Genomic DNA, 24,952 nt, shown 5'->3' with positions numbered 1-24,952 from the left:
CCAATGGATCAAGCGCCTTGGAATGTAGTCCTGCCTGCATTCGCCACGACCCTTTCAAACCTCCGTTTCGTTGACGATCTGGACCCAGTCGCGCGTTTCGCCGGAAGCGAAGCGCGCCATCGCGTCGAAGACCGCGTCGGTGAAGCCACCGACATTCATGATGTCCTGGCGATCCTTCGCCTGCGTGGTGCCATAGGGCTGGATGTCGATGCAGATCAGCTTCGCGCCCGGGTTTCGGGCCTTCAGTCTGTTCCACTCGTTCATCGTCGCCGTGGCGCCGCGCCGGGTCGGATCGATCCAGCTTTCATTGTCCGAGACGATCACCACCGTATCGACGCTTGCGCGCTCGGCGTTCAGCCGGGCGAGCGGAGCCGACACATTGGTGCCGCCGCCGCCGATCGCCGCCAGCCGTGCCGCGTTGACCGCGACCCGCGCCTTGGGATCGAGCGCCATGCCGACCACGTCGACATCGAAGGGCATTACCCGCGCCTGGCGGTTGGTGCGCAGCACCGCCGCCGCGACCAGCGCCGCGATGTCGATGCAGCGAACCGCCGAGGTCGCACCCTTGCGCTGGCCGGTCGCCGCCCAGCTCATCGAGCCCGAGACGTCCGGACAGACCACGACATGGCCCGCGAGGACCGGAACCGTCGCGAGCGACAGTTCGAGTGCCTCTTCGAGCGCCGCGTGCACGCGAAGCGGAACCGCATCGCCGATCTGATCGAGCGCGACCATCAGCTGATACGGTGCCGGGCGAACCCGCGCGATCGTATCGGCATCCGACAGCCGCGCCGCGACCTTGTCGGTCGTCCCCTTCACGTCGAACGCGCCGTTGCGCGCCAGCGTGTTGAGGTTCATGCGCAGCGCCTGCCAGCCCATGCGGCCCGCAAGCTCGGCCCATTGCTCCGCGGTCAGCGGAAAGGCGGTCAGCCATTCGAACGGCACCGGGGGCAACGACCCTTTGGGATCGCGCTTCCAGGCTTCGAACGCCGCGATTTCCGCCGGCAGCGCCGCGACATCATAGGGCTTGCCGATCAGCCAGCCGTAAAAGGCGCGGCGTTCGGCCGAGGCCGGTGCCGGGTGGACCATGCGGACGATATCCGCGAGGCTGGGATCATTGCCCGTCGCCGCGGCCATCAGCTGCGGCATCGAGGCCTTCTCCAGCCATTCGCGCACCATCCGCTTCGGACGCGAGCCGAGCGAACGCCGGCCGACCTGGCCCGATCGCATGATCTGCACGAAGTTGCGCAGCATGCGGCCGTTGTCGATCACGCGGCCGAAAACCGGGACCGCGAGGTCGGGGTCGGCGACGGTCAGGTAAGCGGCGAGCAGCGCCGGCATATCCTTCATCGCACCCGCCTTGCGCGCATAGACCGCGGCCTTGGCGACGAAATCGGGCGACACCGCCTGCGCTGCCGCCAGAACGTCGGCGAGCTGCGCGTCGGCGCCCGAATAGAAGCCGTCCGACAGCGTGCCGGTCGCGGCAAGCTGCGCGAGCCTGGCTTCGGGGCCATAGGCATAGGCCGCGCCGCCGGCGTCGTTCACCGTGTCGGTGCGCGGCAGGAAGCGCGACAGCGCCGCCGAAAAAAGGGTCTTGTTGGCCATCGTCCAACTCCTTCGAAAATCTCTCGGGAGCTTGGGGGCGGCCGGCCCATTCCGGCCGCCCCTTGCTCCGCTGCTGCCGGGGACGTGAACCCGACGCCAACAGAACTGCACGAGGCGTGCCAATTGGATGGCGAGCATCCAAAATTCAGGTAACTTATTGTTTTTAATCAATAGAAAAAATCGCCGACCCGAAACGAATGATCGCGCATAATCGGGAATACGATCATCTTGTATCGTGATTTATATCACAGTATAAATCAAATCATGAAGCCCGTCACCGTCATCGGATTCCTCGGCTCGACTCTCGACGCCGCCAAATTCGGCCCGTCGCGCTGGAACAAGTGGCGCCCGACAGTGAGCATCTGCATGCAGGAGGATCTGCGCGTCGATCGCTTCATCCTGCTCCACGGCAGCCATCATCGCCGCCTCGCCGAATTCGTCATGGACGATATCCGCGACGTCTCGCCCGAGACCGAGGTCGTGCAGCAACTGCTCGACTTCGACGACCCCTGGGATTTCGAAGAAGTTTACGGCAAGCTGCTCGATTTCGCGCGCGACTTTCCTTTCGACCCCGATGCGCAGGATTATCTGGTCCACATCACGACCGGCACCCATGTCGCACAGATCTGCCTCTTTCTGCTCACCGAGGCGCGCTATCTGCCCGGCCGGCTGCTCCAGACCCAGCCGCAGCGCGGCGCGCCGCAGCCGATCGGGACGTGGAACGTCATCGACCTCGACCTGTCGCGCTATGATTCGATAGCGACCCGCTTTGCCGAGGCGAGCGCCGAGAGCGCGAATTTCCTGAAAAGCGGGATCGAGACGCGCAATCCCGCTTTCAACCGGATGATCGAGGAGATCGAGCAGGTCGCGGTGCGCAGCCGCGCGCCGATCCTGCTGATGGGGCCGACCGGCGCGGGAAAGAGCCAGCTCGCCCGCAAGATCTACGAGCTCAAGAAGCTGCGCCACCAGATCAGCGGACCGTTCGTCGAGGTCAATTGCGCGACCTTGAAGGGCGACAGCGCGATGTCGGCGCTGTTCGGCCACCGCAAAGGCGCCTTCACCGGCGCTGCGCAGGACCGTCCGGGGCTGCTCAAGAGCGCCGACAAGGGGTTGCTCTTCCTCGACGAAATCGGCGAACTCGGCCTCGACGAACAGGCGATGATCCTGCGCGCGATCGAGGAAGGCCGCTTCCTCCCAGTCGGCGCCGACAGCGAGGCGAAGAGCGATTTCCAACTGATCGCAGGGACTAACCGCGACCTCGTGGGCGAGGTCGCGACGGGGCGCTTTCGCGACGATCTGTTCGCTCGTCTCAACCTGTGGACCTTTTCGCTGCCCGGGCTCGCCGCGCGGCGCGAGGACATCGCCCCCAACCTCGACTATGAACTCGAACGCTTCGCCGAGCGCGAGGGCGCGCGGGTCACCTTCAACAAGGAAGCGCGCGACCGCTACCTCGGTTTCGCCGAAAGCACGACAGCGAAATGGCAGGGCAATTTTCGCGACCTCGCCGCCAGCGTCACCCGCATGGCGACGCTGAGCGCCACCGGGCGGATCGACAGCGACGCGGTGGGACTCGAAATCGCGCGGCTGCACGCGACGTGGAGCGGCGAGCCGTCGCCCGGCGACGGCCTCGATGCGATCCTCGGCCCCGACCGGCTCGCCGCGATCGACCCCTTCGACCGTGTCCAGCTCGCCTTCGTCATCGAGGCGTGCCGCGGCGCGGCATCGTTGTCCGACGCGGGGCGTAGCCTGTTCGCGGCCTCGCGCTCCGTGCGCAAGAGCACCAACGACGCCGACCGCCTCCGCAAATATCTCGCGCGCTTCGAGCTCAACTGGTCTTCTATTCGCGCCTGACCAATTGGTCGCGACCGGCGGAGGCCGCCGGTAGCCGCGATCAGTTGCGGCCGCCAACCAGTCCGCGCGCGATCACCTGCGCCTGGATCTCGGCTGCACCTTCGAAGATGTTGAGGATGCGGGCGTCGCACAGCACCCGGCTGATCTCATATTCCATCGCATAGCCGTTGCCGCCGTGGATCTGCAGGCTGGCGTCGGCGTTCGACCAGGCCGCGCGCGCGCCGAGCAGCTTGGCCATGCCCGCCTCGATGTCGCAGCGCTTGCCGCCGTCCTTGGCACGCGCCGCGGCGTAGGAGAGTTCGCGCGCGGTGACGAAATCGACGAGGCTCATCGCGAGCTTGTCCGACACGCGCGGGAAATGGATGATCGCCTTGCCGAACTGCTTGCGCGTCACCGCATAGTCGAGCCCGAGTTCGAGCGCGCGGCGCGCGACCCCGACGGCGCGCGCGGCGGTCTGGATGCGCGCGCCTTCGAAGGTGCGCATCAGCTGCTTGAACCCTTGCCCCTCCTCGCCGCCGAGCAGCGCATCGGCGGGCGCGTGCATCGCATCGAACTGGAGCGCATATTCGCGCATCCCGCGATAGCCGAGCACCTCGATCTCGCTGCCGCTCATGCCCTCTGCGGGGAAGGGGGCGTCCTCGCTGCCGCGCGGCTTCGGGACAAGCAGCATGGAAAGGCCCGCATAGCCCTTCGCATCGGGGACGGTGCGCGCGAGCAGGGTCATCAGGTCGGATCGTGCGGCGTGGGTGATCCAGGTCTTGGCGCCGTCGATGACCCAATGATCGCCGTCGCGGCGCGCCCGCGTTTGCAGCGAGCCGAGGTCGGAGCCGACATCGGGTTCGGTGAACACCGCGGTCGGCAATATCTCGCCGCTCGCGATCCGCGGCAGCCAGTCGGCCTTTTGCGCGTCGGTGCCGCCGAGCACGATCAGTTCGCCCGCGATCTCCGACCGCGTGCCGAGCGACCCGGTGCCGATCCAGCCGCGCGACAATTCCTCGGTGACGATGCACATGACCAGCTTGCCGAGGCCGAGCCCGCCAAATTCTTCGGGAATGCAGACACCGAAGGTGCCGAGATCGGCCATCGCCGCCACCGTCTTATCGGGGATCAGCGCATTGGCGAGATGCCAGCCATGCGCGTGCGGAACGATCTCGGCGTCGGTGAAGCGCCGATATTGATCGCGGATCGCGTCGAGATCGGCTTCATGCAGCGTTTCGCTCGGCCATTGCCCGGCGGCGAGCAGCGCCGCGAGTTCGGCGCGCGCCGTCGCCTGGTCGGCGTCGAGCAGCGCCGCGCAATCCGCCGCCAGCTTCGCAGCCGCTTTCACCAATCCCAGGTCAGCCGGGCGGAAAATCTCATTCTGCCCCATCGGCAGCCCGCCGACGAGCTGGCCGATTCCTTCGGCAAAGGCGATTTCGGTGACCAGCGCGTCGACGCGCTGTCCGCTGCTCGCTTCGTGCCACGCCAACGTCGCTTCCAGTGCCGCGACGGTTGTTGCGACCCAGGCAAAGCCATGCGCGGCGCGCTGCTCGCGGTCGATGGACATGGTCTCCAGCCGCGCCGCCAGCGCCGCCAGCGCCGCAGCGCGATAGCTTTGCGCCGCTTGGAGGGCACGATCGAACTGGTCCATGATCAACGCGCCTCATCCGCGCGCGGCGCATGACCTCGCCAGGCCGGGGCCGACAGGATCACGCCGCCGCCGAGAATTCGCGCAACATATGTTTGGCGATCTGGAGCTGCAATATCTGGGTCGTGCCTTCATAGATGCGATAGATGCGCGCATCGCGGAAGAATCGCTCGGCATCATATTCGGCCAGATAACCCGCACCGCCATAGACCTGCACACAGGCATCGACGACGCGCCCGCACATCTCGGAGGCGAACACCTTGAACGCCGCCGCCTTGCGAAGGACATTCTCGCCCGCATCGGCGCGGCGCGTAACATCCTCCATCATGCACTCGGCGGCGTAGATATCGATCTCGCTCTCCGCCAGCATCTGCTGGATCAGCTGGAAATTGGCGATCGGTTCGCCGAACGCCTTGCGCTCGGTCGCGTAGCGCAGCGCGCTGTCGAGCGCGCGGCGGGCATAGGCGGTAGCCGCAGCGCCGACCGACATGCGGCCATTGTCGAGGCTCATCATCGCATAAGCGAAGCCCTTGCCAAGTTCCCCGCCAAGCAGCGCCTCGCCCCCGACGCGGACATCCTCCATGATGATGTCCGCGATATGGCTGCCCGACTGCCCCATCTTCTTGTCCGACTTGCCGATCGAAACGCCGGGTGCATCCAGGGGAACGATAAAGGCGGAAACATGGGCGTTCTTCGGCAGATTCTCCTTGCTGGTCCGCGCCATGATCAGGCCGATCTTCGCGAAAGGGGCATTGGTGATATATCTTTTGGTGCCGTTCAGGACCCAGCCGTTGTCGGTCGCGACGGCAGTCGTCTGAAGCCCCGCCGAATCGGACCCCGAACCCGGCTCGGTCAGCCCGAATGCGGCAATATCGCCCGATGCGACGCGCGGCAGCCATTCGGCCTTTTGCGCCTCGGTCCCGCCATTCTTGAGCGCCGAGGCGAACATGCCGATGTTGATCGAGATGATCGAGCGAAAGGCCGGCATGGCCTGGCTGATCCTATGGATCGTCCTGATATATTGGCTGACGTTCATTCCGGCGCCGCCAAATTCTTCGGGGATCGTCAGGCCGAAAAGACCCATATCGCGCAATTCGGCCAAAATTTCGTCGGGGATCCGGTCGGTCTCGACGATCTCGCGTTCAGCCGGGATCAGCCGCTCCTTCACATAGCGTTCGAGCTGCTCGATGAACTGGTCGAAGACTTCGGCGTCCATTCCGGCATTGATCATAGCGGCTTCTCCGAACTTGATAGCCAAAGGAAGATACCGGGATCGGCAACAGAATGGCCGCAACGCGTCCGCCTGCCCCCAATTCCGACTCATGATCACGGCCGATACCTACCGGCCTGCCGCATTTCAATATTGGGAATATCGTTTTCACATTTGTGAAATACGGTTCCGCTTGGCGGACAGCAGCCCGTTTCCAGCCCCTTTTCGGAAACCGCCGAACACGGCCAGCCCGGCGATGCGGGAGCAAATGCCGCAAAGAGCCGGGCACCCGAAGCTCGCCCAGCTGAGTGGAGAATAGCGGGATATTGTGAGGTAAACTCCTAGGCGCGAGGCCACGTCATGGGTGGACCTTTGCGCGCTGCCCTAGCCGGAGGTGGCGCTGTCGCAGCAGCCCGTCATACTTCATTCGTCGTGGCCGCCACCTAGCCCAGCCTTCAAGTATTAAATCTTGCTGCCGCGATGACAGATCGTGAACTCAGCTCATCCGATTGCTACATTCGCGCTCTTGACTCACACTGGCTGTAGCGGCGATTTGTTGTGCATACACGGGGGGTACAACTTTGGGCGATTTAATCGACACAGCAGCATCAATTTTGATTCATACCGAGAGAAAAATTGATAGTATTTCTAAAAACATAGCAAATATTTCGACCCCAGGATTTAAGAGAAATATCGATATTTCTCACATATCCGAAGATTCGAATCGATCATATTTATTTCGCCCTTCGCAGGCGTTTGTCGTGGATTCTTCTACTGGCACATTGAAACAAACCGGAAATCCGCTCGATATTTCTATCGTGGGACACGGTCATTTTCTCGTTCGCCATTACGATCAGTATTTCTTCACCCGCGCGGGTCAATTCTCAAAAGGCCCGGACGGCAGCTTGCGCGATGCGAACGCCATGGTGCTGCAAGTCGCCGGCGGCGGCGATGCCATAATGGAAAGCGACGACATCAAGATATTGAGTGACGGCACGATGCTTGACAGCGGAGCGCCGGTCGGCGCGATCGGTGTGTTCACGTCCCCGCAGGGCACGAGCGAGCTTTCGCTCGGTGGCCTCATGCCGGCGAGTAACGAACCCGTCGCCGCCGAAGAAGGCGATTTCGAGATTCGGCAGGGCATGCTCGAGTCGTCCAATGTCGTGCTTAGCGACGAGATGGTCGCAATGATGGCAAATGTCCGCCAAGCCGAGGGTGCCGCCCAGCTCGTGCGGTATTATGATCAACTTATTGGGCAAGCGATCACCACCTTTGCGAGGGCAGGCCGATGAACGGGGCAATGGATATCGGCGCCGTGGCCCTTCGGGCTCAGCAGCGCGCACTCGACACGATCGCCAACAACGTCGCCAATGTAAATACTCCGACATACAAACGGGTCGACGGCGATTTTACCGAGGTCATGGCACGGCAGATGCAGCCGATGAGTCAGACGGCCTTGCTCGCTTCTCAGGACCATCTCCTCACCGGCGGCGTGCGATTTGCGCCGCGCGAGATGATTTTTCATCAGGGCGATATCCGCGTCACCGGCAATCGTCTCGATCTTGCGATTGAGGGCGCGGGCTTCATCGAACTGATGGGTCCGGACGGCCAGCTTCTGCTTTGGCGAGGCGGGACGCTCAAGGTGCTCGATGACGGGCTGCTAGCCAGCGACAGCGGCCATGCGCTGCGCGCGAATATTACCATTCCCGACGATGCGACCAACCTGGAAATCATGGCGGACGGCACGATCAAGGCCGACCTGCCCGAGAGCCAAGGGGTCGAACTCGGCCAACTCTCGCTGGTTCGCGTCGCAAGCGAAAATGATATCGATCGCCTCGACCGCAGCCTCTATCGTCCGGCCGAAGGTGCGAGGTTGATCGATGCCGCACCGGGAGAGGATGGCGCAGGATTATTCGCGCAGGGCCGGATCGAGAGTTCGAACGTCGATCTCAGCGAAGAGATGGTCGACCTGCTGACCGTCCAGCGGGCTTTTGCGGCGAGTGCCCAGATCATTCAGGCCGCGGATCAACTGGCGGGCATCACAAATAGCCTGAAAAGGTAATTTGTCCATGATGTGGCTTCTATGGCTGCAGGCCGCAGCCCTGCCTGTGGCTGACGCTGTTCCGGGGGAGGAAGTCCTCGTGGTTCGCGGCGACTATCTCTTGCTGCGCCACCTGGTTGCGACCGAAACGCTGCCCGCGAGCACGTCCGGTGACCTGCGGCTGCTTCGCGTACCCGGCGGCGCCCGGACCATCCTGCTGACCGAGACCGATCAGCGAGAGCTCATTCGCCGACGCTTGCCGAACGTAAAACTTGCCCCGCAACAGCCCCGCACACTGCGCATCGACTTCGAGCGTGCCATGGGCGCTACGTCGCGCACCTGCTTCGAGCTCAACCAGCCCGTCGCAGCGGGCGAACCGATCGACGCTGGGGGTGCAACCCCCATAGCATGCGACGCTAGCAGGCAACGGGTACGCCTCTCTTATGATCTGGCGTCACGCGCGCCCGTGTCGGCGGTCGCGCTGGCAGCTGGCAGCTACCTCGGTCCGGTCGCCTTGCCCAGCTTGCTGCCGCAACCGACGGGACAGACGATGACGCTGCGCACGCGGGTAGGACCGATGACGATCGATCGCGCCGCTGTTCTGGTGCAACCCGGGCGGGCAGGACGGCACGCCTTCGTACGATTGTCCGATGGAAAAATCATATCCGCTCCGCTGGCGGACGATGGGGGGCCTCATGACACGCAATAGGATGATCGCGCTTGCGGCGCTGCTGCCGGTCGCCAGTGCCGGAGGAGGCGCCGCCGCCGAGGATTTGTACAAGGGCGGGTCCTTTCCATCGATCGCCTCCGACATCAAAGCCGGCGCAGTCGGCGATGCGGTCACCATTGTCATTTTCGAAAATGCGAGCGCATTGAACCGGGTCACCAATCGGACGAGCAAGCAGACCCAATTGCAGGGAGGGCTGCGCGCCGGTTCGATCGACGAGAGCGGAAGCCTGGGATTTGGTGGCACCTTCAGCGGCACCGGCGAAGTGTCCCGTTCGGAACAGCTCGTAGCTCGCATCACGGCGCAAGTGACGGGGCTTGCACCAAACGGCGATTTCCTCGTCGAGGGCCAGCATAATATGCTGGTCAACGGCGAGCATCGGAATATTCGCATCCGCGGGCGGATTCGGCCCGTCGATATCGATGCCGACAACAGCGTCATCTCCTCGCGGATCGCCGACGCGCAGATCGATTTCGACGGCAAAGGCTTCGTGAGCCGGAGCGCCAAGCCTGGCCTCATCAACCGCATCTTCAGCTTCCTCGGGATCGGCTAACATGCGTCGCCTTCTCTCCCTTCTTGTTGCGGCGGCCGTCGTCGTCACGGCAGCCCCTGCCCCCGCCGCGGCCAGTGAAGTCCAGTTGACGGCGCTAGGACGATTTGCCGGTTGGCGCCAGAATGCGCTGATCGGCTATGGACTGGTCACTGGTCTTGCCGGATCGGGCGACACGCGCCGCAGCGAAGTGACCCGTCAGGCGCTGCGCAACGTTCTGGCGCGGCTCGGAACCGCGGTGACTGAGGAGCAGATCAACAGCCGCAACGTCGCCGTCGTTATCGTGACTGCGGTCCTGCCCGCGTCCGCCAATCCTGGCGACCGGATAGATATCAGCATCTCGTCGATCGGCGATGCGCGCTCGCTCGCAGGCGGCACTTTGTTGATGACGCCGCTTCTCGGCCCCGACCAGCGCCCCTATACGGTCAAAGCGTTGGACCTCGCGCGCGGGCAAGACCCACGGCGGGCTGCCATTCCATGTCGGGGCGCTCGCCCATATCCTTCGGAACAAGGTCTACCGCGGCTTCGCCGTTCACAAGGGCAAGGCGCATGCGGGCGAGCATGAGGCGATCGTTCCGGCCGGGCTGTTCAACGCCGCGCAGGACCAACTCGAGGCGAACCGGGTCAAGCGCAGCACCCGCAAGACCCGCGCGGCCTCCTCGCCGCTCACCGGTAAGATCCATGATTCCGACGGCCAGCCAATGAGCGTGAGTTTCTCGTACGGGCGCGGGAAGAAGATGTACCGCTACTATATCAGCGACTGCCTTCTTCCCCGTACAGCGAACATCCCCACCAACCGCGAGGGGCAGCGGTTCTCGGCCTCCCGGATCGAGCGCGCGATCAGCACCGGGCTCAAAGACCTCATTGTCGACCAGCATGACGCGGATCTGTTCGACGCCATCACCAAGGTTACGGCGCTGGGCGACCGGCTGTTTGTCGAGATCGACGTCGAACAGATCGCCGACGATAGCGCGCTTGGCGCCACGCGGCTGCTCCGCCGCGCCGAGCTGATCGACGCTGACGCGAAGATCGACGATGGCAGGCTACACCTATCGGTCCCGCTCCCGCCCGATCGGCGGGGACGGACCAAAGCATCGCCCGACAAGGGCATGGCCAGCACCGAAATCAAGGCCGACCTTGCCGCGCTTGTTCGCACTGCGCACCTGCGGCTCGACGAGATAGGCGCATCGCCTATGGCGACATCCGGGCACGCCAACATGAAAGCGCCTGCGACGGACTGGATCCGGCAGCGGATTATTATCGGCCTACTCGCTCCCGATATTCAGCGCGCGCTGCTGACCGGAGCAGCGCCGGGCCATGTCACGCCCGAGTGGATGCTGGCGCAGGAGTGGCCATTCGACTGGGGGGCGCAGCGGGCGATATTCGAGAAGGCGGCGTGAAGCTGGTTATGGACTTCCCTGACGGCATGCCCCTTCGTACTCGCATGGACGATGATCGCCGCGACCTCATAGTCAGCCTCTGCACGCAGGTCGGCATGATCATGGAAGAAGTGAGTCTGATCGCGCTCGATGGGCGCGGAGACGTGAACGCGATCCACGCGCGACTTGATCGGCTTGCCGTCGCTGTTGACGATATGGCATTGCTGGTCGCGGCCGCGCAAGCAGTAGCGCGCGGGTGGAGTTAGCTCCCGGCACTAGGAACCACCCTTCGCGTGCACGCCCTGCTTCAGGCCATTGCCGCAGCCCTTGCATCGCTTGGTGAAAACAATGAATGACAATCTCAATGTCGCCTACGACTTTCTTATCGAACATCGCGACACATTACGCCTGCTGCTTGGGGACGACATATCGACCGCTATCGAAGAGATTGCATCCGTCGCCGATTTTGAGATGAGCGCCGCGTACAATCGGCCATTTGTCGAATTCATAGCATGGGTGAATACCCGCCCTGAATTTATCGCCCTTTGGCGTAGCGATCCGGCCACGGAGCAGCGACGCTATGTACGCTTCATGACAGGCCTCGAAGCGTCCCGCGATGCCCTACGCGCATGCGTTTATCACCTTGGCCGCATCCAAGAGATTGAAGACGCGCTGCACTTGATTCTCGCACGCTTTGACTTTTCAAAATCCGTGCATCCCAACAGCGTTGCGGGGATCGGAAACACTCGTCGATGGGCGTTCGAGTATCAGGCCTTTGTCCTCGCCTATCGTCGCGCGTTAGACAGTCTGACTTGGGGAATCTCGACGTATCTAAAGGTCGATCAATCCTCATTCAGACAGTTTGCTAAAGCCCTGCCCAAATATCACCCAGCGCCAGTGGCGACCGCTCTGTCGGCAGCCTGCGCTCGGCATATCGATCAATTCTCATTTGTGATCGGGACAGAGCGTGGCACATCCACTCGGGACAAGATTGCACATCGCGAATCTATACAGGCGGGCTTCATCAACATTGGTTCGTTTGGCCACCGCATGGCGGGTGGAGGAGAAGATCTGCGGATCGCAGACCGCGGCGACGAACGTCGGCTGGCCGAAATTCTTCAAACTCGTTTAAACGCGCTTCACGAATGTATCGCGGACATCCTTGAGACATTTCGTTTAGCAGTGGCGGCCCATGAAGCCGAGGTCAGACCATAAGATCGTACCCATCGTGAGGCGGGTTTGCGCCTGTAACTGGTCGTTCGACTCATCTGCAGAAGTTCCCGAAACCTGCCATGGAATTAGTTCGAACCTACTCGTACGCAGGTCGGTGAGCGACCAATTCGGAGCACGATGCTGTTCGATCCCTGGCGTCGGATTTATAAAACGTCGTGTGGTGAACTGGTCACCTCCATCGTCGCAGCCTCAATTGCTAGCCTCGTTTCGAGGCCAATCATCCGTCAGAGGTCCGTGGGCATATGCCAGGTCCAAAACAAAGGCGAAGGCAAATTGACCGTCCACGTTCTTGGATTCTAGGCGCCCCTTACGACGGAGGTACACGTCCGTACCATCGGTCACGAGGAAGTGACCCGGCGCCGAACGGATGTCCTCCCACGCATCCGCCTCTTCCTTTGCACGTCGCAACGCGGCTCCTAGGCGCTTTACTTCAATCCCTCTCCGCAGGAGCTCTGCAATTACGCGGAGAAAGAGAACGTCGTTGAACGTGTAGCGACGCGTGCGCCCGCGGCCCGATGCGCCACTCGGTTTCATGACGTCGATTCGCCCCAAATAGGTGATCATGTGTTGCTTCAAACCGCTGAGTTCAGCGGCTTTCGCGATGGTCACAGCAGGGAAGGAAACTTCTTGGGTCATATTTTGAGTTATGCTACATAACTCAAAATAGTGCCGTGGTCGAACGGCGTTGGCAACTTGATTTGTTCACTTTTTGTTCTTATGTTAACAAAACTGAAGGAAGAAATGTCGATGCTGGACGGAGGCAACCACGTGGTGCCACTGTAAGTTCAGCCGGGGGAGACAATATGCGATTCGAAATGGAGCCCTCTCAAGATCTCGGACTCAGGCACGTGTTGCGGAACGGTATCTCCGTGCTGAAGGGCATCGAACCGCCTCAGGGTCGCGACCGTGTACTCCACGGTCTTCTCGAGATCGTCACCGACGCGGACCGTGGTGCCGATGTACTCAACGCCCAGAACCTCACCTTCGCTCTGGACAACAAGCCCGCGTTCGAGCGCTTCTCTCTCTTCGTCCGCTATCTCAGCGATGCCTTCGCGGATTTGCCGGCGCGACTGGCGGAAGCCAAGACTACGCTGACGCGCGTCGAGGCAGGCGAGGACGTCCAGCAGGAGGACGTACAGCAGGTGAACGAGCTCCTCACGAGGCTTCTAGAGGCCCTTGAGCGCGAACGGTCCCTGACGCCGCTCCCGACCATGCGGGACTACAATTTCCAGTAGGATCGCCATTGAGAGCGCCCGTCAGTCCAGCGCGTTTTTCCTGACGCGCCTGGAGGCCGAGGTTGCGAGGCTGCGGGGGCAGACATACCCTGGGCATCATCCAGGCCCGGGAATGTGGCTCGACTTGGTCTCCGGCCTCATTGACACGGGCAAGGGATATCTCTCCAAGGCCGCAGACACCACCCTGCCAGATGCCGATGCGTCCTTGCTGATCACCGATTCCGAAATGATCGCCAATCACGCCTACAGCTTCCTTCAAAGGCTGCATGGCACAGATGCCGGACAAATCCCGCACCAGATCGTCGGACCTTTTCAGCGCTGGGTGGACGGTCTGGGCATCACCAACACTATCTTCTTCCGCGCCGATCATGTGGCGAACTATGAGCTTGCGAGGTTCGATCTGCGTCCCCTCGTAAACAACATCAACGATGCAAGCCAGACGCTCATCGATGCTGCCGATGCGGTCACTTGGCCATTCCTCCGGGTCACAGTCCCCAGCCAAGCAATGGGGATGCTCCCCCATTTCGCGATAGTCGGCCACGAACTCGGCCATGCGATCCAAAACGACATCAAGGTCGATCTCTCGAGTATCGACACAGCAACGGTGATCAACAACCTAGCTGCGAGGCTGGCGTCGGAAGGGATTACACTTTCGACGTCCGCGCATCTGATGATGACTCAGAAGGTGCTCGCTTCGTGGGTCAACGAGATGAAATCCGACGCGATCGGCTGCATCTTGGCCGGTCCTGCCTTTTTATTCGCACTCGGCGCGTTCTTCGAGCTCTCTGGCGGTGGCTATGGGATTGGGCCATCCCACCCGCCGTCCGAGATGCGGCGCCGCTTGGTGCTCGACCGGCTCGCACAGAGTTCGCCTAGCCAAGTCGAGGTGTTCAAGGAGATGACCGGGACAGAACTCACCGCGGATTTGAACAGCCCTCACCTGAGGCCGTTGCCGTCCCCGGACGACCTTTACCTGGAGCTCAAGCAGAAGCATGGAGCAGAGACGGCGGCGATATGCGTCGCGCTTATGCCCTTCGCGGAAGCAGTCGCGCCTCTGGTGTTCGATGAGGCCGAACGGGTCGTTCGGGCGGCTAAGCCGGGCATGGTTTACGATGCGGCCCGGCTCCGGGAAGATCTTGCCGAGCATCTCGAGCCGCTGCGTCACCTTGTCCCTCCGATCGAGATTCGGAAGGGAGGCGCGGTCCATGCGACATCGCTGGCGGGCATCCTGAATGTCGGGTGGGCGGGACTTTTGACTCAGCTGGACAGAATACCAACGCCCTCGGGCGTCTCGACTGACAACGAGCTTCCCGCCAAGATGGAGAAGCTGCACGAGCTGCTGCTCAAGGCCGTCGAGCTATCAGAGGCGCGGATGATCTGGGAAGAGCAGGTATGAGCGCGCTGTCGTCCGAGGCGATACGCCAGAGGTTGAACGCGGAGGATCTCTCGAAGCGACTGATAGTCAGTCCTCTTCTCGACGAGGCCTCGCAGGCCAAGCCTGGACAGGCGGCGATCGACGTCCGATTAGGCTTCGACTTCGGGCTTGTCTCTCCCTCCCGCCACGGATCGATTGACGAGTTCGGCAGCGGCGACACGCCGCTCTCTCTGTCCACCCTGTACCGGAAAGAATTCGTGCCGTTCGGCAAGAATATCGTCATTCATCCCCACCAGTTTCTCTTGGCCCAGACGCTCGAGTATCTGCGGCTTCCATCCGATCTCATGGCCTATGTGGTGGGGCGATCGACTTGGGGACGGCTGGGGCTCATCGTGGCAACCGCCGTGGGCATCCACCCAGGTTTCGCCGGCAGCCTGACCCTCGAGCTTCGAAACCTCGGCGAGACGCCCTTGACCCTCTACCCGGGTCAGACGGTCGCGCAGCTCTTCTTCCACAGAGTGGAGAACTCGAAGGGAGAGCCATCGTCCGAGGCGGCGGAGCACGCGCAGTACACCGGAACCGTGGACATGGTGCCGCGGCGGCTGTCGGATCCCCTGACCGCCACGAAGCTGCGCAAGCTCATCTCCGATTGAAGCGCCCGGTCGGCTAGGCCGCGAGCATCTTCCTGTCCGTGAACGTGAGCACGGTCATGACCTCGTTACCGGGGAGGCCGAAGCTCTGCTCCTGAAGCATGAAGCCGCCAGCGTCTTGGCGGTCGAACCAGGCCGTCGCCTTCACCGGACGTGGAGCCGACTGCTCGGTCGCTGAGCCGAAGAGCATGTCGAACGCCGAGCTTTCAGGCGAGACCTCATTGCGTGGGAACCACTTGTCCGGGACCGACGGCGATCCCCGGAAATATCTGCGCTTGGAGCGGCTACTGCAGACCATCATCACCGGGTAGCGATCGATGTCCACGATCTTGCGGAGTGTCGCGGTCCTGCTGGCCTTGAATTCGACCGCGACCTCGACGAGCGCATCGACGGTGAGCCGGGGGACATCCCTCAGCAGTGGCGTCAACAGGTAGCGCGGGAGGATGAGGTCGGACGCGTACTCGTCGGCCACCCGCTCGGGATCATCCGCTCTGCGGCTGCCGACTCCACCGATGTCCTCGGGCCGGCAAACGAGACACCGGCCGCGGTGGTGGCACCAATGACCGATCTCGTGCCCGATCGAGAACCGGCGCCTTGTGACCGGCATCCTTGCATCGACTGTGATGATCGCCTTTCCGTTTGCGCCCACCAGTCTGGCCTCGCACGTGTTGAGTGCGCGGAACCTTATCTTCGCCCCGAGTTCCCACGCGATAGCTTCGAGATCGATCTCATCTGGCTGTCGAATCCCGAAACTCTTCAGAAGCCTCTCGGGATGGGTAAAGGGAAGGTTCAAACCGAATCCTCGTCTTCATGCCAACGGCGGAGTTCGTCGAGGTCCTCCTCGATCCCAACGCGATCGGCTTCGTAGCTCGCGCCTCCCTTGCGGGCCGCAAGGGTGAGCTTCTTGTCGAAGTCTGCATCGTTGGCGCGCGCGGCGCGCAGAGCGTCGCCCCCGCCGGTAGATCCCACTGGTCGCGGCCGCCGGGCATCTGTGGCCGCCGCGGCCTTGGCGCGCGCAAGACGCGCGCGACCGACCTGCGCGATGGCGTCCTCGAGGTTCGACTTCACTGAATCGAGATCCTCCTGCGTGGTGAACTCCATCACCTCCTCGGGGGACATCGCCAGGAATTCCTCGATCACCACATCATGCAGCCGGTCCAGATTCTTCTTGTCCTCCATCTTCAGTCCTTCGATCTAACGGGCGATCCTGCAGGAAACGCCTTCGCCAGGCGCTTAGCGAGCCGCTTCCGGGCAGCAGCCAAACCCTTTGTGTTGGTGCCGAGGAGCTCCTCGAGCTTTTTGCCAATCAGGTTATCGCAGAGGCCCATCACCAGCAGCTGCAACTCTTCGTCGTCGGAGATTGCCGCGTCCACCCTCGCTAGGCACTCGCCATGGAAGATCCGGGAGAGTGCCTCATTTTCTGGTGACACGGCATCATCGGCTGGGTCCAGGGCGCCGTCGTTCGCGGCTATCGGGACGTGCTTCGTCCCCTCGGCAACCTCCTTCTTGCGCTTGCGGTGGGCGGTCGACGCGATGCTCTTCATGGTCATGATACAGAAACCGACCATGTCGACGTCGACGGGGCAGGTGCGCGCATCGATGACCCGGACGAACGCCTCGTTCATGAGCTCGTCGGGTTCCATCCCTGCCGTGCCAGCAAGACCCCTGCTGACCCCATTCAGGATGGCGAACTGCGGCGCGCCGAGGCTCCGGAGCCCTTCCACCACCTCTTCGAAGGTGTACTTTCGGCAGCCCCGCTCATCGTCCGGGTCCTGATCGTCATCTTCAGCAATCACTAGGCTCTCCTGTTGCCGCCTCTAGCTAATGCGCCGTTGCCCCGAAATTCGGACGTGAAAAGATTCGCATCCGAATACCCGATCGGCTGCGCATCCCAAATTGATGGCAGCAGCCGGCCGCTGGCAGTCTCCCTTAGTTCGGGTCGGCAGATGGAGTGAGAAATGACTGACTTGGCGCGTAGCGACGAACGCTTTCGGTATACCGTCGATGGTAAGCCGCATGGCACCAATGACAAGATCGAGCTCGGCGATCAGATCAGAGCCACCGCGGGCCTGACGCCGACGAGCGAATTCGTCCTGATCCAGATCGTCGATGGCGTCGCTTGCTCGATCGGCCTCGAGGACACGGTGACGTTCGAGAAGGGGCAAACCGCTGTCTTCCTGTCCTTCCGGAGCGACCGCATCTTCACCTTCTCGGTGGACGAGCGCGGCTGGGAATGGGGGGCGCCGGCGATCGCCGCGGTCGACATCCTTCGCTATGCGGGTCTGCCCGACGACTTCGAGCTGATCCTCGACAGCGCGGGCGATTCCGTCATCCCCCACGACGGCGAGGTCAATCTGGACCGGCCGGGCGTGGAACGTGTCCGCAGCCGGGAGGCCAAGACCGTGACCATCAAGGTCAATGGTCGCTCTCGGACAGTTGAGAAGCGCCCGCACTCCTACCGCGAGATCGCGGCAATCGCCTATCCGAACCCCGACTTCGACAAATTCAACTACACGATCACCTATCTCCACGGCGTGCATAGCGCCGAGGGCGATCTCGTCGAGGGCGAAACCATCAAGGTGAAGAACGGGATGGTGTTCAATGTCCGCCGCTCTGACAAGTCTTGATCCGCACCTGAAGCGCCTTGTTGACGAGGGCTTCGAGCTGGCGCTGAACAACTCGCATCTGATTGTTCACGGCATCCCCTACGTCACGAGGGCTCGCGCGTTGGCGCGGGGGATTCTCACGTGCGCCCTCTCGCTTGATGCGGCGACGGGCCTGACGGCGACGCCGCAGCTGGACCACACCATGTATTTCGCCGGGGAGATGCCGTGCCATCGCGACGGCTCCCCTATGGTGAACATCGTCAACAGTTCGTGCCGCCAGCGCTGTGGCGAGTTGGACGTCGATCACTACCTGTCTTCGAAACCGGAGGTCACCCAGCGCTACGACAACATCTACGACAAGGTGGTTGCGTACGAACGAATGATAGGCGGTGCGGCCCGGTCGCTCGACTCGACGGCCAACGCTCGGACCGACGCACGGGGCATCATCGCCAACGATGACAGCCCCTTCGCAATCCCGGATTCCGCGTCGGCCCGCTATCGGATCGGCGCTGTGAACCGGAAGCTGATGGGCCGGGTCGCGATTATCGGCCTTGGCGGCACAGGATCCTTCCTGCTGGACATCCTGTCGAAGACGTGGGTGACGGAGATCCACCTTTACGATGGCGACCAGCTGCTCAACCACAACCTTTTTCGGTCACCAGGCTCGCCGGAGCCGGCGCTACTGAAGGCGTTTCCGTTCAAGGTGAACTACTACGCCGAGGTCTATGCCAGGATGCACACCGGCATCTCTCCGCACCCAGTGAAGCTCACGGAATCCAACATTGGCGAGCTCGAGGGCTTTGACTTCGTGTTCGTCTGCGTCGACAAGGGTTCGGCGCGTCGGACGATCGCGCAGGGCCTGCTGCAGATGGGCATACCGTTCGTCGACACCGGTATCGGAGTCGGCTTGGAGGAGGGGTGCCTGGACGGCTGCGCGCGCGCAACGTTCATCCGTCCCGGCACCCCGTGGGCGGACGTAGCGAGGTTGCTGCCGTTCGGAGACGACAATGAGGAGGATGCGATCTACCGGGCGGACATCCAGATCGCCGCGGTCAACTCGCTGAGCGCCGTGATGGCGGTGATGCGTTGGCAGCGTTGGATGAGCTACTTCCGTGACGAACGCGGCGAGATGAACTCGGTCTACATGATCGAGGGCAATAACATCGCCAATCGGACTGCGGCATGAGCCGGATGGAAAGACTTGAGACTGTGTTCGTCGACGAGATCCCGGAGGTTCTCGATGATGGCATCCTGTATGTCTCGCACACATGCAAGGTCGCCTTGCACAATTGCGCGTGCGGATGCGGGGAGGAGGTTTCGACGCCGCTCGTGCGGACTGAGTACAGCCTAACCATGGAGGGCGACAACGCTTCGATTTGGCCGTCTGTTGGCAATCACGACTTCGCCTGCGCTTCCCACTATCTAATCAGGAAGGGCCGCATCGTCTGGGCAGGACAGATGAACCGGGCAGCGATCGAAAAGAGCCGTCAACAGGACCGCGAGCTGAAACGTCCATACGTGCCCGTCACATCGGCACATCGTCCGTCGATCGTGGTGCGGTCGCTACGTTGGGTTCGGCATTGGCTCTGGACAACATACCGCTGGCTATTTGGTTAACGGGCTTCGCGCACCTCCTGAGGGAATTTCAGCTAAACCCATCAGGCTGCCCAAACTTGCCTTATCGGCGATCGGCCCATCACAGACAATTCTCATATCCGTAGCTGCAGAAAAGCGGCCAGAGACTCTGGACCTTTCGGGTTGGTTTCGAACCGAAATGGCGCCCTGCAGAGACTGATGCGTGACGGATGGGGCGCGCAATTGCGCCATTTCGCGGCCGAAACAGCACATTCTCTGGTTCGATGAATATGGTTGGAGGCACGCATCTGACTCGAACCGACCGCAATGCTTTGTCAGAAAGTGATCTGAACCAGTAACTTAACGCTCATTGCACGAGCTCTTACCGCGCCCTGTCGGCCCGGCCGAGCAATGATATTAGCGTCTTCTGTCGTTGGAGACCGGTTCGAAAATCCGCCCGCTCGACCGAGCTTTCGTGTGGTGTAACTCGGGGCGTCGGATTCAGGGAACCGCTCTTTTACTATCCTGCGTTACCTTTAGGGAATGAGACACCGACGAACCTATCACGAGCCCCGCCGGTACAATCAACGGCGCAAGAATAATTCCTCGTCGTCGGGCGGCATGGTAATCGGACTGGGATTGATCGGCGCCGTCGCAGGTGGCGGCTGGGCATTTGCAAGCCCGGAACAGCATGCCGCCGTCATATCAACCGCCAAAGAGATCGCCATAGAAACGGGGGCTATGCGAGCGCGGGCACCGCAAGCAGGTGATCGATGGTCCGGATGCGATGATGCTCGAGCGGCCGGCACTGCCCCCATCTATCACGGGGAGCCCGGCTATCGCGAAGGCATGGACGGCGATGGCGATGGCATCGCATGTGAGCCTTACCGATAGTCCTCCCTGGATAGCTCAAACCGATACTCAGAAATCGAATCCGTCACTGCACATTTGGCGGCAGAGACTCTACCCATTCCGGCGCAGAACTACGGCGTATTTTCCTCTCAATTTCAGTCTCTTAAGAGCGAAACAGCGGCGCGATATCGCCGTAACCCACGGACATGTGGGCGAATACCAAATTCCGCTAAGTTATTGTTTTCAAAGGAAAAAATTGGTGGAGGCCCGAGCCGGAATCGAACCGGCGTGCGCGGATTTGCAGTCCGCTGCGTCACCACTCCGCCATCGGGCCTCATGCCAATATGCCGCATCCGCTGACGGATGGGCCGGGTGTTGGACGGACCGCGCTAGTGATGGGCTTTGCCCGGCTTGTCAAGGATTCCCCAAATGCGGGGGCGGGATTCGCCGATGGGCCTTGGCGAAGCCGGGCTGGCCAGCTATGCGCGGCGCTGCGGGCGTCCTTGCTGTATTAGCATTGCAATACAGCATCGCTTCGGCTAGAGCATCCCGCAAAGAGGATCATTTTCAGGAATCGGACAGCGCTGATGGCGACGAAATTGAGCGAGCCCAAATTGAACGAGGCAACAGCCGCCGAGATGCGCGCGGCGATGGTCGACAGCCAGTTGCGCACCAACGACGTCATCGATCCGGCGATCGTCGCCGCGATGGGCGCGGTCGCGCGCGAGGATCATGTGCCGCCCGCAATGGCGGGTGTCGCTTATATGGACCGTGCCATCCCGCTCGGCAGCGGCCGCGCGCTCAACGCACCGCTGGTCACCGGACGCCTGCTCGTCGCTGCGTCGCTGCGGCCCGCGATGCGCGTGCTGCTCGTCGGCGCTGCGACCGGCTATGCGGCGGCCTGCCTCGCCGAGCTTGGCGTCGAAGTCGTCGCGCTCGAAGAATCGGCCGATCTCGCCGCGATGGCGCCGGCAGACGACCGGATCAACTGGATCGCCGGACCGCTCGGCGCCGGCGCCCCCGACCAGCCGCCGTTCGATCGCATCATCATCGAGGGCGCGATCGAGGCGCTGCCCGCGGCGCTCGTCGACCAGCTGGTCGAGGGCGGCCGGCTCGTCGCCGCGATCCGCGACGGCGCGGTGTCGCGCCTCGTCCAGGGGGTGAAGACCGGCGGCACCCTGGCGCTGCGCCCCTTTGCCGACATGGACGTCGCGCCGCTGCCGGGTTTTGCGCGGCCGGCCGGATTCCGGTTCTGACCGCCTTCCCTTCCCCTCAGTTCCAGGCTGCAACGATGACGCACGACCGCAAGACGATTTCTTCCGCACGCCGCAGCCGCTGGCTCGCGGGCCTCGCGGTCGGTGCGCTGACGCTCTCGGGCGGCGCGCACGCCGAAACGCTGCAAGGGGCGCTCGCCAAGGCCTATGAGAACAATCCCACGCTGACCGCCGCCCGCGCCGGCCAGCGCGCGAACGACGAGAATGTGCCGATCCAGCGCGCCGGCGGGCTGCCCAGTGTAGGGGCGACCGGGGACTATCAGGAAAATCTCGTCATCCCCGGTAACAGTCCGACCTCGCCTGGTCGCGTCTTGTCGCTCGGCGCGCAGATGTCGGTTCCGATCTATCAGGGCGGCGCGGTGCGCAGCGCGGTCAAGGCCGCGAAATATCGCGTCGAGGCAGGGCAGGCCGATTTGCGCGCGACCGAGGCGAGCATCTTCGCGCAGGTCGTCGGCGCCTATATGGATGTGCTGCGCGACCAGGCGATCGTCCAGCTCAACCAAAAGAATGTCGCGGTGCTGCGCACCAATCTGCAGGCAACCAGCGACCGCTTCGAGATCGGCGACCTGACGCGCACCGATGTTGCCCAGTCGGAGGCACGGCTCGCGCTCGCCGAGGGCGACCTGCGCACCGCCGAAGCCAATCTGATCGGCAGCCGCGAATCCTATGCGCGCCTCGTTGGCGAGGCGCCGGTCGACCTCGAACTGCCGCCGCCGCTGCCGAACCTGCCAGCGAATCCCGAGGAAGCGGTCGCGATCGCGCTCAATAACAATCCCGACATCGAGGCCGCGAACGAACTCGTCAAAGCCAACCGCGCCGACATCGGCACCGCGCGCGCCGGGCGTTTGCCCAAGCTGTCGGCGACGCTCGGCGGGGGTTACAATAATTTCCTCAACTCGATTTCGAGTGACATCCTTGCGGTCCGGAACACCACGACCAGCGCGGTCGGTGGCCTGTCGCTGACCATCCCGATCTTCCAAGGCGGCCGCCCCGCCGCGCAGGTCCGCCAGGCGCAGTCGCGTACCAGCCAGGCGATCGAAAATTACGTCGCGACCGAACGCGGCGTCATCGCCCAGACGCGCGGCGCCTATGCCGCGTGGCAGGCGAACGAGCGAATCATCGCCGCGACGCAGCAGGCCGTCAGCGCCAATGGCCTGTCGCTCGAAGGCGTCCGCGCCGAAAACAGCGTCGGCACCCGATCGATCCTCGACATCTTGAACGCCGAACAGGAATATCTGAACACGCAGGTCCAGCTCGTGTCGGCGCGGCGCAACAGCTATGTCGCCGCTTTCTCGGTGCTCGCCGCGATGGGCAAGGCCGAGGCCCGCGACCTGGGCATCGAGGGCGGCGCGCTCTATGATCCGGAGGTCAATTACGAACGGGTCAAGGGCAAGATTTTCGACTGGGACGACGATCCCAAGCCGCAGCAGGTCGCGACCGACACCCGCGCGGTACCCGCCGCCGACGCGAGCGTGCCGGCCAACGCCCCACAATAAAGCTTGGCAAGCGCCGCCGCCGACAAGTAAGATGATGGTTAACCGCCTGTAAGGGCGGCCCTGATATCGTGGGGTCCTGACCGGACAAATGGGGGCAGTAATGGGCGATCTTTCGCGAGAGCCATCGATGGAAGACATATTGTCGTCGATTCGGCGCGTCATCGCACGCGACGAGGCGCCCGGCACTGTGCGCGACGTCCGCGCGCCCGCGCAGGTCGAGGAAATCCTCGAACTCCACGATCAGGAACAGGGGGCCGAGGTGGCACCTCCAAGCCCGGCTGAGACCATGGACACCGAAGAGCTTGTTTCCGCCGCGAGCGCCGACGCCGCGCGCCAGTCGCTCGAAGCGCTGACCGCTGCGGTCGCGCCGGCGGTCAGCGCCGCGGTCGCGGCGTCGCCTGCCGGCGGCCGCACGATGGAAGATGTCGTGCTCGACGCGCTGCGGCCGATGCTCAAGGACTGGCTAGACGCCAATCTGCCGACGCTCGTAGAAGCGATGGTCGCCAAGGAAATAAAGCGCATCACCGGCAACCGGCTCTAAGCTGCGTCGATAGCCGATCCGCGCGTCGCTAGGCGCTGTGCCGCTTGGCAAAGCGCAGGCCCCACCACCAGAACAAAAGAAATGTCGCTATCTGACAGCCGGATAACCCCGCTGTCGGGAAAGAGCAGCTGCGGCACGATGATCAACAGGCCGGCCAATCCGATATAGAGGAAAGCCAGGACGCAGCCCGTCATACTGGCCGGCATATAGGAGATGCCGGCCCTCTCGAAGAGGATATGCTTCCTCCTCTTCGTCAACCCGCCCAATCTTCCAGCAGATAACGCGCGATCGCCAGCGGCGGCGGCGCCATGAAGCTTGCGCCCATCTCGCCCGCCAGCGCGGCACGGACCTCGGCGCGGTCGACCCACATCGCCGCCTCGATCTCGGTCGTGTCGAGCGTCAGCGCCGGGTCGCTGGTCACCGCGCGCGCGCCGATCATCAGCGACGAGGGAAAGGGCCAGGGCTGGCTCGCCACATAGGAGACGTCGGTGACGCGGATGCCCGCCTCCTCGAACAATTCGCGCGCCACTGCCTCTTCGAGCGATTCGCCGGGCTCGACGAAACCCGCGAGCGCCGAGAAAAAACCCGGCGGGAAACCGCCCTGTCGCCCGACGAGCACGCGGTCCCCGCATTCGGCGAGCATGATGACCACCGGGTCGACGCGCGGAAAATGTTCGGAACCGCAGCTGCCGCACTTGCGGCCCCAGCCCCCGCGAAACAGGTCGCTCGGACTGCCGCACACGGCGCAGAAGCGGTGCCGCGCGTGCCAGTCGACCAGGCTGCGCGCGCCGCCATAAAGCGCCGCCTCCTCCCCCGACAGCAGCGGCAGTAGCCGCATCACCGTGCGCGAGCGCGCGTCGATCCGCTGGCCGGGTGCGGGCTCGCGCACGAAATGCGGCACCCCGGCGTCGTCGATGCCGAGCAGCATCGGCGCGCGCTCGTCGGCGGGGTCGAACGGCTCCCAGCGCAGGCCTCCGCCCTCGCCCGGCACGAAGTCGATCCCGTCGAGGACGAGGCACAGCGCGCGCGGATCGCCGACCGCCGCCGCGAAGGCCGCAGCATCGGTGCGAACCTGGTCGGCGCGGTCGAGCCGCGCGCCAGTGAATCCCAAGGGCAGCGGCATCAGGA

Annotated in this window: 28 protein-coding genes and 1 tRNA gene; 19 read left to right on the top strand and 10 right to left on the bottom strand. The window is 63.0% G+C overall.

Translation table 11 applies throughout. The features are described from left to right. Positions 1-54 precede the first annotated feature (54 nt). Positions 55-1,602: an RNA-binding protein gene (locus tag B1A78_RS05050; RefSeq protein ID WP_077145908.1), complete on the bottom strand. Its 1,548-nt coding sequence runs from the start codon at positions 1,600-1,602 to the stop codon at positions 55-57. 264 nt (positions 1,603-1,866) lie between these two features. On the opposite strand from B1A78_RS05050, the gene rtcR reads away from it, so the two are divergent. Beyond that, a complete protein-coding gene (rtcR, locus tag B1A78_RS05045; RefSeq protein WP_077145907.1) occupies positions 1,867-3,453 on the top strand; it encodes an RNA repair transcriptional activator RtcR in 1,587 nt (528 codons plus the stop codon). A 40-nt stretch (positions 3,454-3,493) separates the two neighbouring features. Here the strand turns inward: rtcR and B1A78_RS05040 are convergent, their stop codons facing one another. Both B1A78_RS05040 and B1A78_RS05035 read right to left on the bottom strand, forming a co-directional pair. Further along, entirely contained in the window at positions 3,494-5,083 is a 1,590-nt protein-coding gene (locus tag B1A78_RS05040) for an acyl-CoA dehydrogenase family protein (RefSeq protein WP_077145906.1), read from the bottom strand. 58 nt (positions 5,084-5,141) lie between these two features. Further along, positions 5,142-6,311, bottom strand: coding sequence for an acyl-CoA dehydrogenase family protein (locus tag B1A78_RS05035; RefSeq protein WP_077145905.1), 1,170 nt, complete (start codon positions 6,309-6,311; stop codon positions 5,142-5,144). A 560-nt stretch (positions 6,312-6,871) separates the two neighbouring features. Between B1A78_RS05035 and B1A78_RS05030 the strand changes: the two genes are divergently transcribed. The 8 genes from B1A78_RS05030 to B1A78_RS04990 all read left to right on the top strand — a co-directional run bounded on the left by B1A78_RS05030 (position 6,872) and on the right by B1A78_RS04990 (position 12,202). After that, positions 6,872-7,582 (top strand): flagellar hook-basal body complex protein, encoded by a 711-nt coding sequence (locus tag B1A78_RS05030; RefSeq protein ID WP_077145904.1) that lies wholly within the window; start codon positions 6,872-6,874, stop codon positions 7,580-7,582. Next, positions 7,579-8,352 (top strand): flagellar hook-basal body protein, encoded by a 774-nt coding sequence (locus B1A78_RS05025; protein WP_077145903.1) that lies wholly within the window; start codon positions 7,579-7,581, stop codon positions 8,350-8,352. Before B1A78_RS05030 ends, B1A78_RS05025 begins: the two co-directional genes overlap by 4 nt. Positions 8,353-8,359: 7 nt before the next feature. Then, on the top strand, positions 8,360-9,040 hold the full coding sequence (locus B1A78_RS22205) for a hypothetical protein (RefSeq protein WP_077145902.1): 681 nt from the start codon (positions 8,360-8,362) through the stop codon (positions 9,038-9,040). A gap of 1 nt (position 9,041) precedes the next feature. Beyond that, complete coding sequence (locus B1A78_RS05015; protein WP_218667942.1) at positions 9,042-9,611, top strand: flagellar basal body L-ring protein FlgH; 570 nt, start codon at positions 9,042-9,044, stop codon at positions 9,609-9,611. A gap of 1 nt (position 9,612) precedes the next feature. Continuing rightward, positions 9,613-10,173: a flagellar basal body P-ring protein FlgI gene (locus B1A78_RS23065; protein WP_077145901.1), complete on the top strand. Its 561-nt coding sequence runs from the start codon at positions 9,613-9,615 to the stop codon at positions 10,171-10,173. After that, a complete protein-coding gene (locus B1A78_RS05000) occupies positions 10,076-11,008 on the top strand; it encodes a recombinase family protein (protein WP_372236865.1) in 933 nt (310 codons plus the stop codon). Before B1A78_RS23065 ends, B1A78_RS05000 begins: the two co-directional genes overlap by 98 nt. Before the next feature lie 44 nt (positions 11,009-11,052). Next, on the top strand, positions 11,053-11,253 hold the full coding sequence (locus B1A78_RS04995; RefSeq protein WP_144037689.1) for a hypothetical protein: 201 nt from the start codon (positions 11,053-11,055) through the stop codon (positions 11,251-11,253). An 82-nt stretch (positions 11,254-11,335) separates the two neighbouring features. Then, positions 11,336-12,202, top strand: a complete 867-nt coding sequence (locus B1A78_RS04990) for a hypothetical protein (RefSeq protein ID WP_077145898.1) — start codon at positions 11,336-11,338, stop codon at positions 12,200-12,202. Between the two features lie 207 nt (positions 12,203-12,409). Here the strand turns inward: B1A78_RS04990 and B1A78_RS04985 are convergent, their stop codons facing one another. Beyond that, positions 12,410-12,856, bottom strand: coding sequence for a MerR family transcriptional regulator (locus B1A78_RS04985; RefSeq protein WP_077145897.1), 447 nt, complete (start codon positions 12,854-12,856; stop codon positions 12,410-12,412). 167 nt (positions 12,857-13,023) lie between these two features. Between B1A78_RS04985 and B1A78_RS04980 the strand changes: the two genes are divergently transcribed. The 3 genes from B1A78_RS04980 (at position 13,024) to dcd (ending at position 15,483) form a co-directional block, all read left to right on the top strand. Further along, positions 13,024-13,455: a hypothetical protein gene (locus tag B1A78_RS04980; protein ID WP_144037688.1), complete on the top strand. Its 432-nt coding sequence runs from the start codon at positions 13,024-13,026 to the stop codon at positions 13,453-13,455. A gap of 112 nt (positions 13,456-13,567) precedes the next feature. Beyond that, the gene (locus B1A78_RS04975) at positions 13,568-14,851 is read left to right on the top strand and encodes a hypothetical protein (protein ID WP_077145895.1); all 1,284 of its coding nucleotides are present in this window, start codon (positions 13,568-13,570) and stop codon (positions 14,849-14,851) included. Beyond that, on the top strand, positions 14,848-15,483 hold the full coding sequence (gene dcd / locus B1A78_RS04970) for a dCTP deaminase (protein WP_077145894.1): 636 nt from the start codon (positions 14,848-14,850) through the stop codon (positions 15,481-15,483). The genes B1A78_RS04975 and dcd overlap by 4 nt, the downstream gene beginning before the upstream one ends. A 13-nt stretch (positions 15,484-15,496) precedes the next feature. Here dcd and B1A78_RS04965 read toward each other — a convergent pair whose 3' ends face one another. From B1A78_RS04965 to B1A78_RS04955, 3 genes are read right to left on the bottom strand one after another with little or no spacing between them, the layout of a single operon-like run. Then, complete coding sequence (locus B1A78_RS04965; RefSeq protein ID WP_077145893.1) at positions 15,497-16,273, bottom strand: ImmA/IrrE family metallo-endopeptidase; 777 nt, start codon at positions 16,271-16,273, stop codon at positions 15,497-15,499. Then, complete coding sequence (locus tag B1A78_RS04960) at positions 16,270-16,659, bottom strand: hypothetical protein (RefSeq protein ID WP_077145892.1); 390 nt, start codon at positions 16,657-16,659, stop codon at positions 16,270-16,272. The genes B1A78_RS04965 and B1A78_RS04960 overlap by 4 nt, the downstream gene beginning before the upstream one ends. 2 nt (positions 16,660-16,661) lie before the next feature. Then, complete coding sequence (locus B1A78_RS04955; protein ID WP_077145891.1) at positions 16,662-17,276, bottom strand: sigma-70 family RNA polymerase sigma factor; 615 nt, start codon at positions 17,274-17,276, stop codon at positions 16,662-16,664. Between the two features lie 162 nt (positions 17,277-17,438). On the opposite strand from B1A78_RS04955, the gene B1A78_RS04950 reads away from it, so the two are divergent. The 4 genes from B1A78_RS04950 to B1A78_RS23295 all read left to right on the top strand — a co-directional run bounded on the left by B1A78_RS04950 (position 17,439) and on the right by B1A78_RS23295 (position 20,555). Continuing rightward, the gene (locus tag B1A78_RS04950) at positions 17,439-18,107 is read left to right on the top strand and encodes a multiubiquitin domain-containing protein (RefSeq protein WP_218667941.1); all 669 of its coding nucleotides are present in this window, start codon (positions 17,439-17,441) and stop codon (positions 18,105-18,107) included. Next, the gene (locus tag B1A78_RS04945) at positions 18,082-19,272 is read left to right on the top strand and encodes a ThiF family adenylyltransferase (protein WP_077145889.1); all 1,191 of its coding nucleotides are present in this window, start codon (positions 18,082-18,084) and stop codon (positions 19,270-19,272) included. Before B1A78_RS04950 ends, B1A78_RS04945 begins: the two co-directional genes overlap by 26 nt. Continuing rightward, on the top strand, positions 19,269-19,703 hold the full coding sequence (locus tag B1A78_RS04940) for a DUF6527 family protein (RefSeq protein WP_218667940.1): 435 nt from the start codon (positions 19,269-19,271) through the stop codon (positions 19,701-19,703). The genes B1A78_RS04945 and B1A78_RS04940 overlap by 4 nt, the downstream gene beginning before the upstream one ends. A 501-nt stretch (positions 19,704-20,204) precedes the next feature. Beyond that, a complete protein-coding gene (locus B1A78_RS23295; RefSeq protein ID WP_083733845.1) occupies positions 20,205-20,555 on the top strand; it encodes an excalibur calcium-binding domain-containing protein in 351 nt (116 codons plus the stop codon). A gap of 218 nt (positions 20,556-20,773) precedes the next feature. On the opposite strand, the gene B1A78_RS04930 is transcribed toward B1A78_RS23295, so the two are convergent. Beyond that, positions 20,774-20,847: transfer RNA gene (locus B1A78_RS04930), tRNA-Cys, on the bottom strand. Positions 20,848-21,100: 253 nt separating this feature from the next. Here B1A78_RS04930 and B1A78_RS04925 point away from each other — a divergent pair. The 3 genes from B1A78_RS04925 (at position 21,101) to B1A78_RS04915 (ending at position 23,824) form a co-directional block, all read left to right on the top strand. Next, the gene (locus B1A78_RS04925) at positions 21,101-21,769 is read left to right on the top strand and encodes a protein-L-isoaspartate O-methyltransferase (RefSeq protein WP_077145888.1); all 669 of its coding nucleotides are present in this window, start codon (positions 21,101-21,103) and stop codon (positions 21,767-21,769) included. Positions 21,770-21,804: 35 nt separating this feature from the next. Further along, on the top strand, positions 21,805-23,283 hold the full coding sequence (locus B1A78_RS04920; RefSeq protein ID WP_077145887.1) for a TolC family outer membrane protein: 1,479 nt from the start codon (positions 21,805-21,807) through the stop codon (positions 23,281-23,283). Between the two features lie 100 nt (positions 23,284-23,383). Then, the gene (locus tag B1A78_RS04915; RefSeq protein ID WP_077145886.1) at positions 23,384-23,824 is read left to right on the top strand and encodes a DUF2497 domain-containing protein; all 441 of its coding nucleotides are present in this window, start codon (positions 23,384-23,386) and stop codon (positions 23,822-23,824) included. Here B1A78_RS04915 and B1A78_RS04910 read toward each other — a convergent pair. Continuing rightward, a complete protein-coding gene (locus B1A78_RS04910) occupies positions 23,821-24,018 on the bottom strand; it encodes a hypothetical protein (protein WP_144037687.1) in 198 nt (65 codons plus the stop codon). The genes B1A78_RS04915 and B1A78_RS04910 overlap by 4 nt on opposite strands. Positions 24,019-24,077: 59 nt before the next feature. After that, entirely contained in the window at positions 24,078-24,947 is an 870-nt protein-coding gene (gene nudC / locus B1A78_RS04905) for an NAD(+) diphosphatase (RefSeq protein ID WP_077145923.1), read from the bottom strand. Positions 24,948-24,952 lie beyond the last annotated feature (5 nt).

The sequence above is a fragment of the Sphingopyxis sp. KK2 genome (assembly GCF_001990265.1).
Taxonomy (GTDB): Bacteria; Pseudomonadota; Alphaproteobacteria; order Sphingomonadales; family Sphingomonadaceae; genus Sphingopyxis.
Note: the sequence above shows the minus strand (reverse complement) of the source record. Positions and strands in the feature narration are given on the sequence as shown.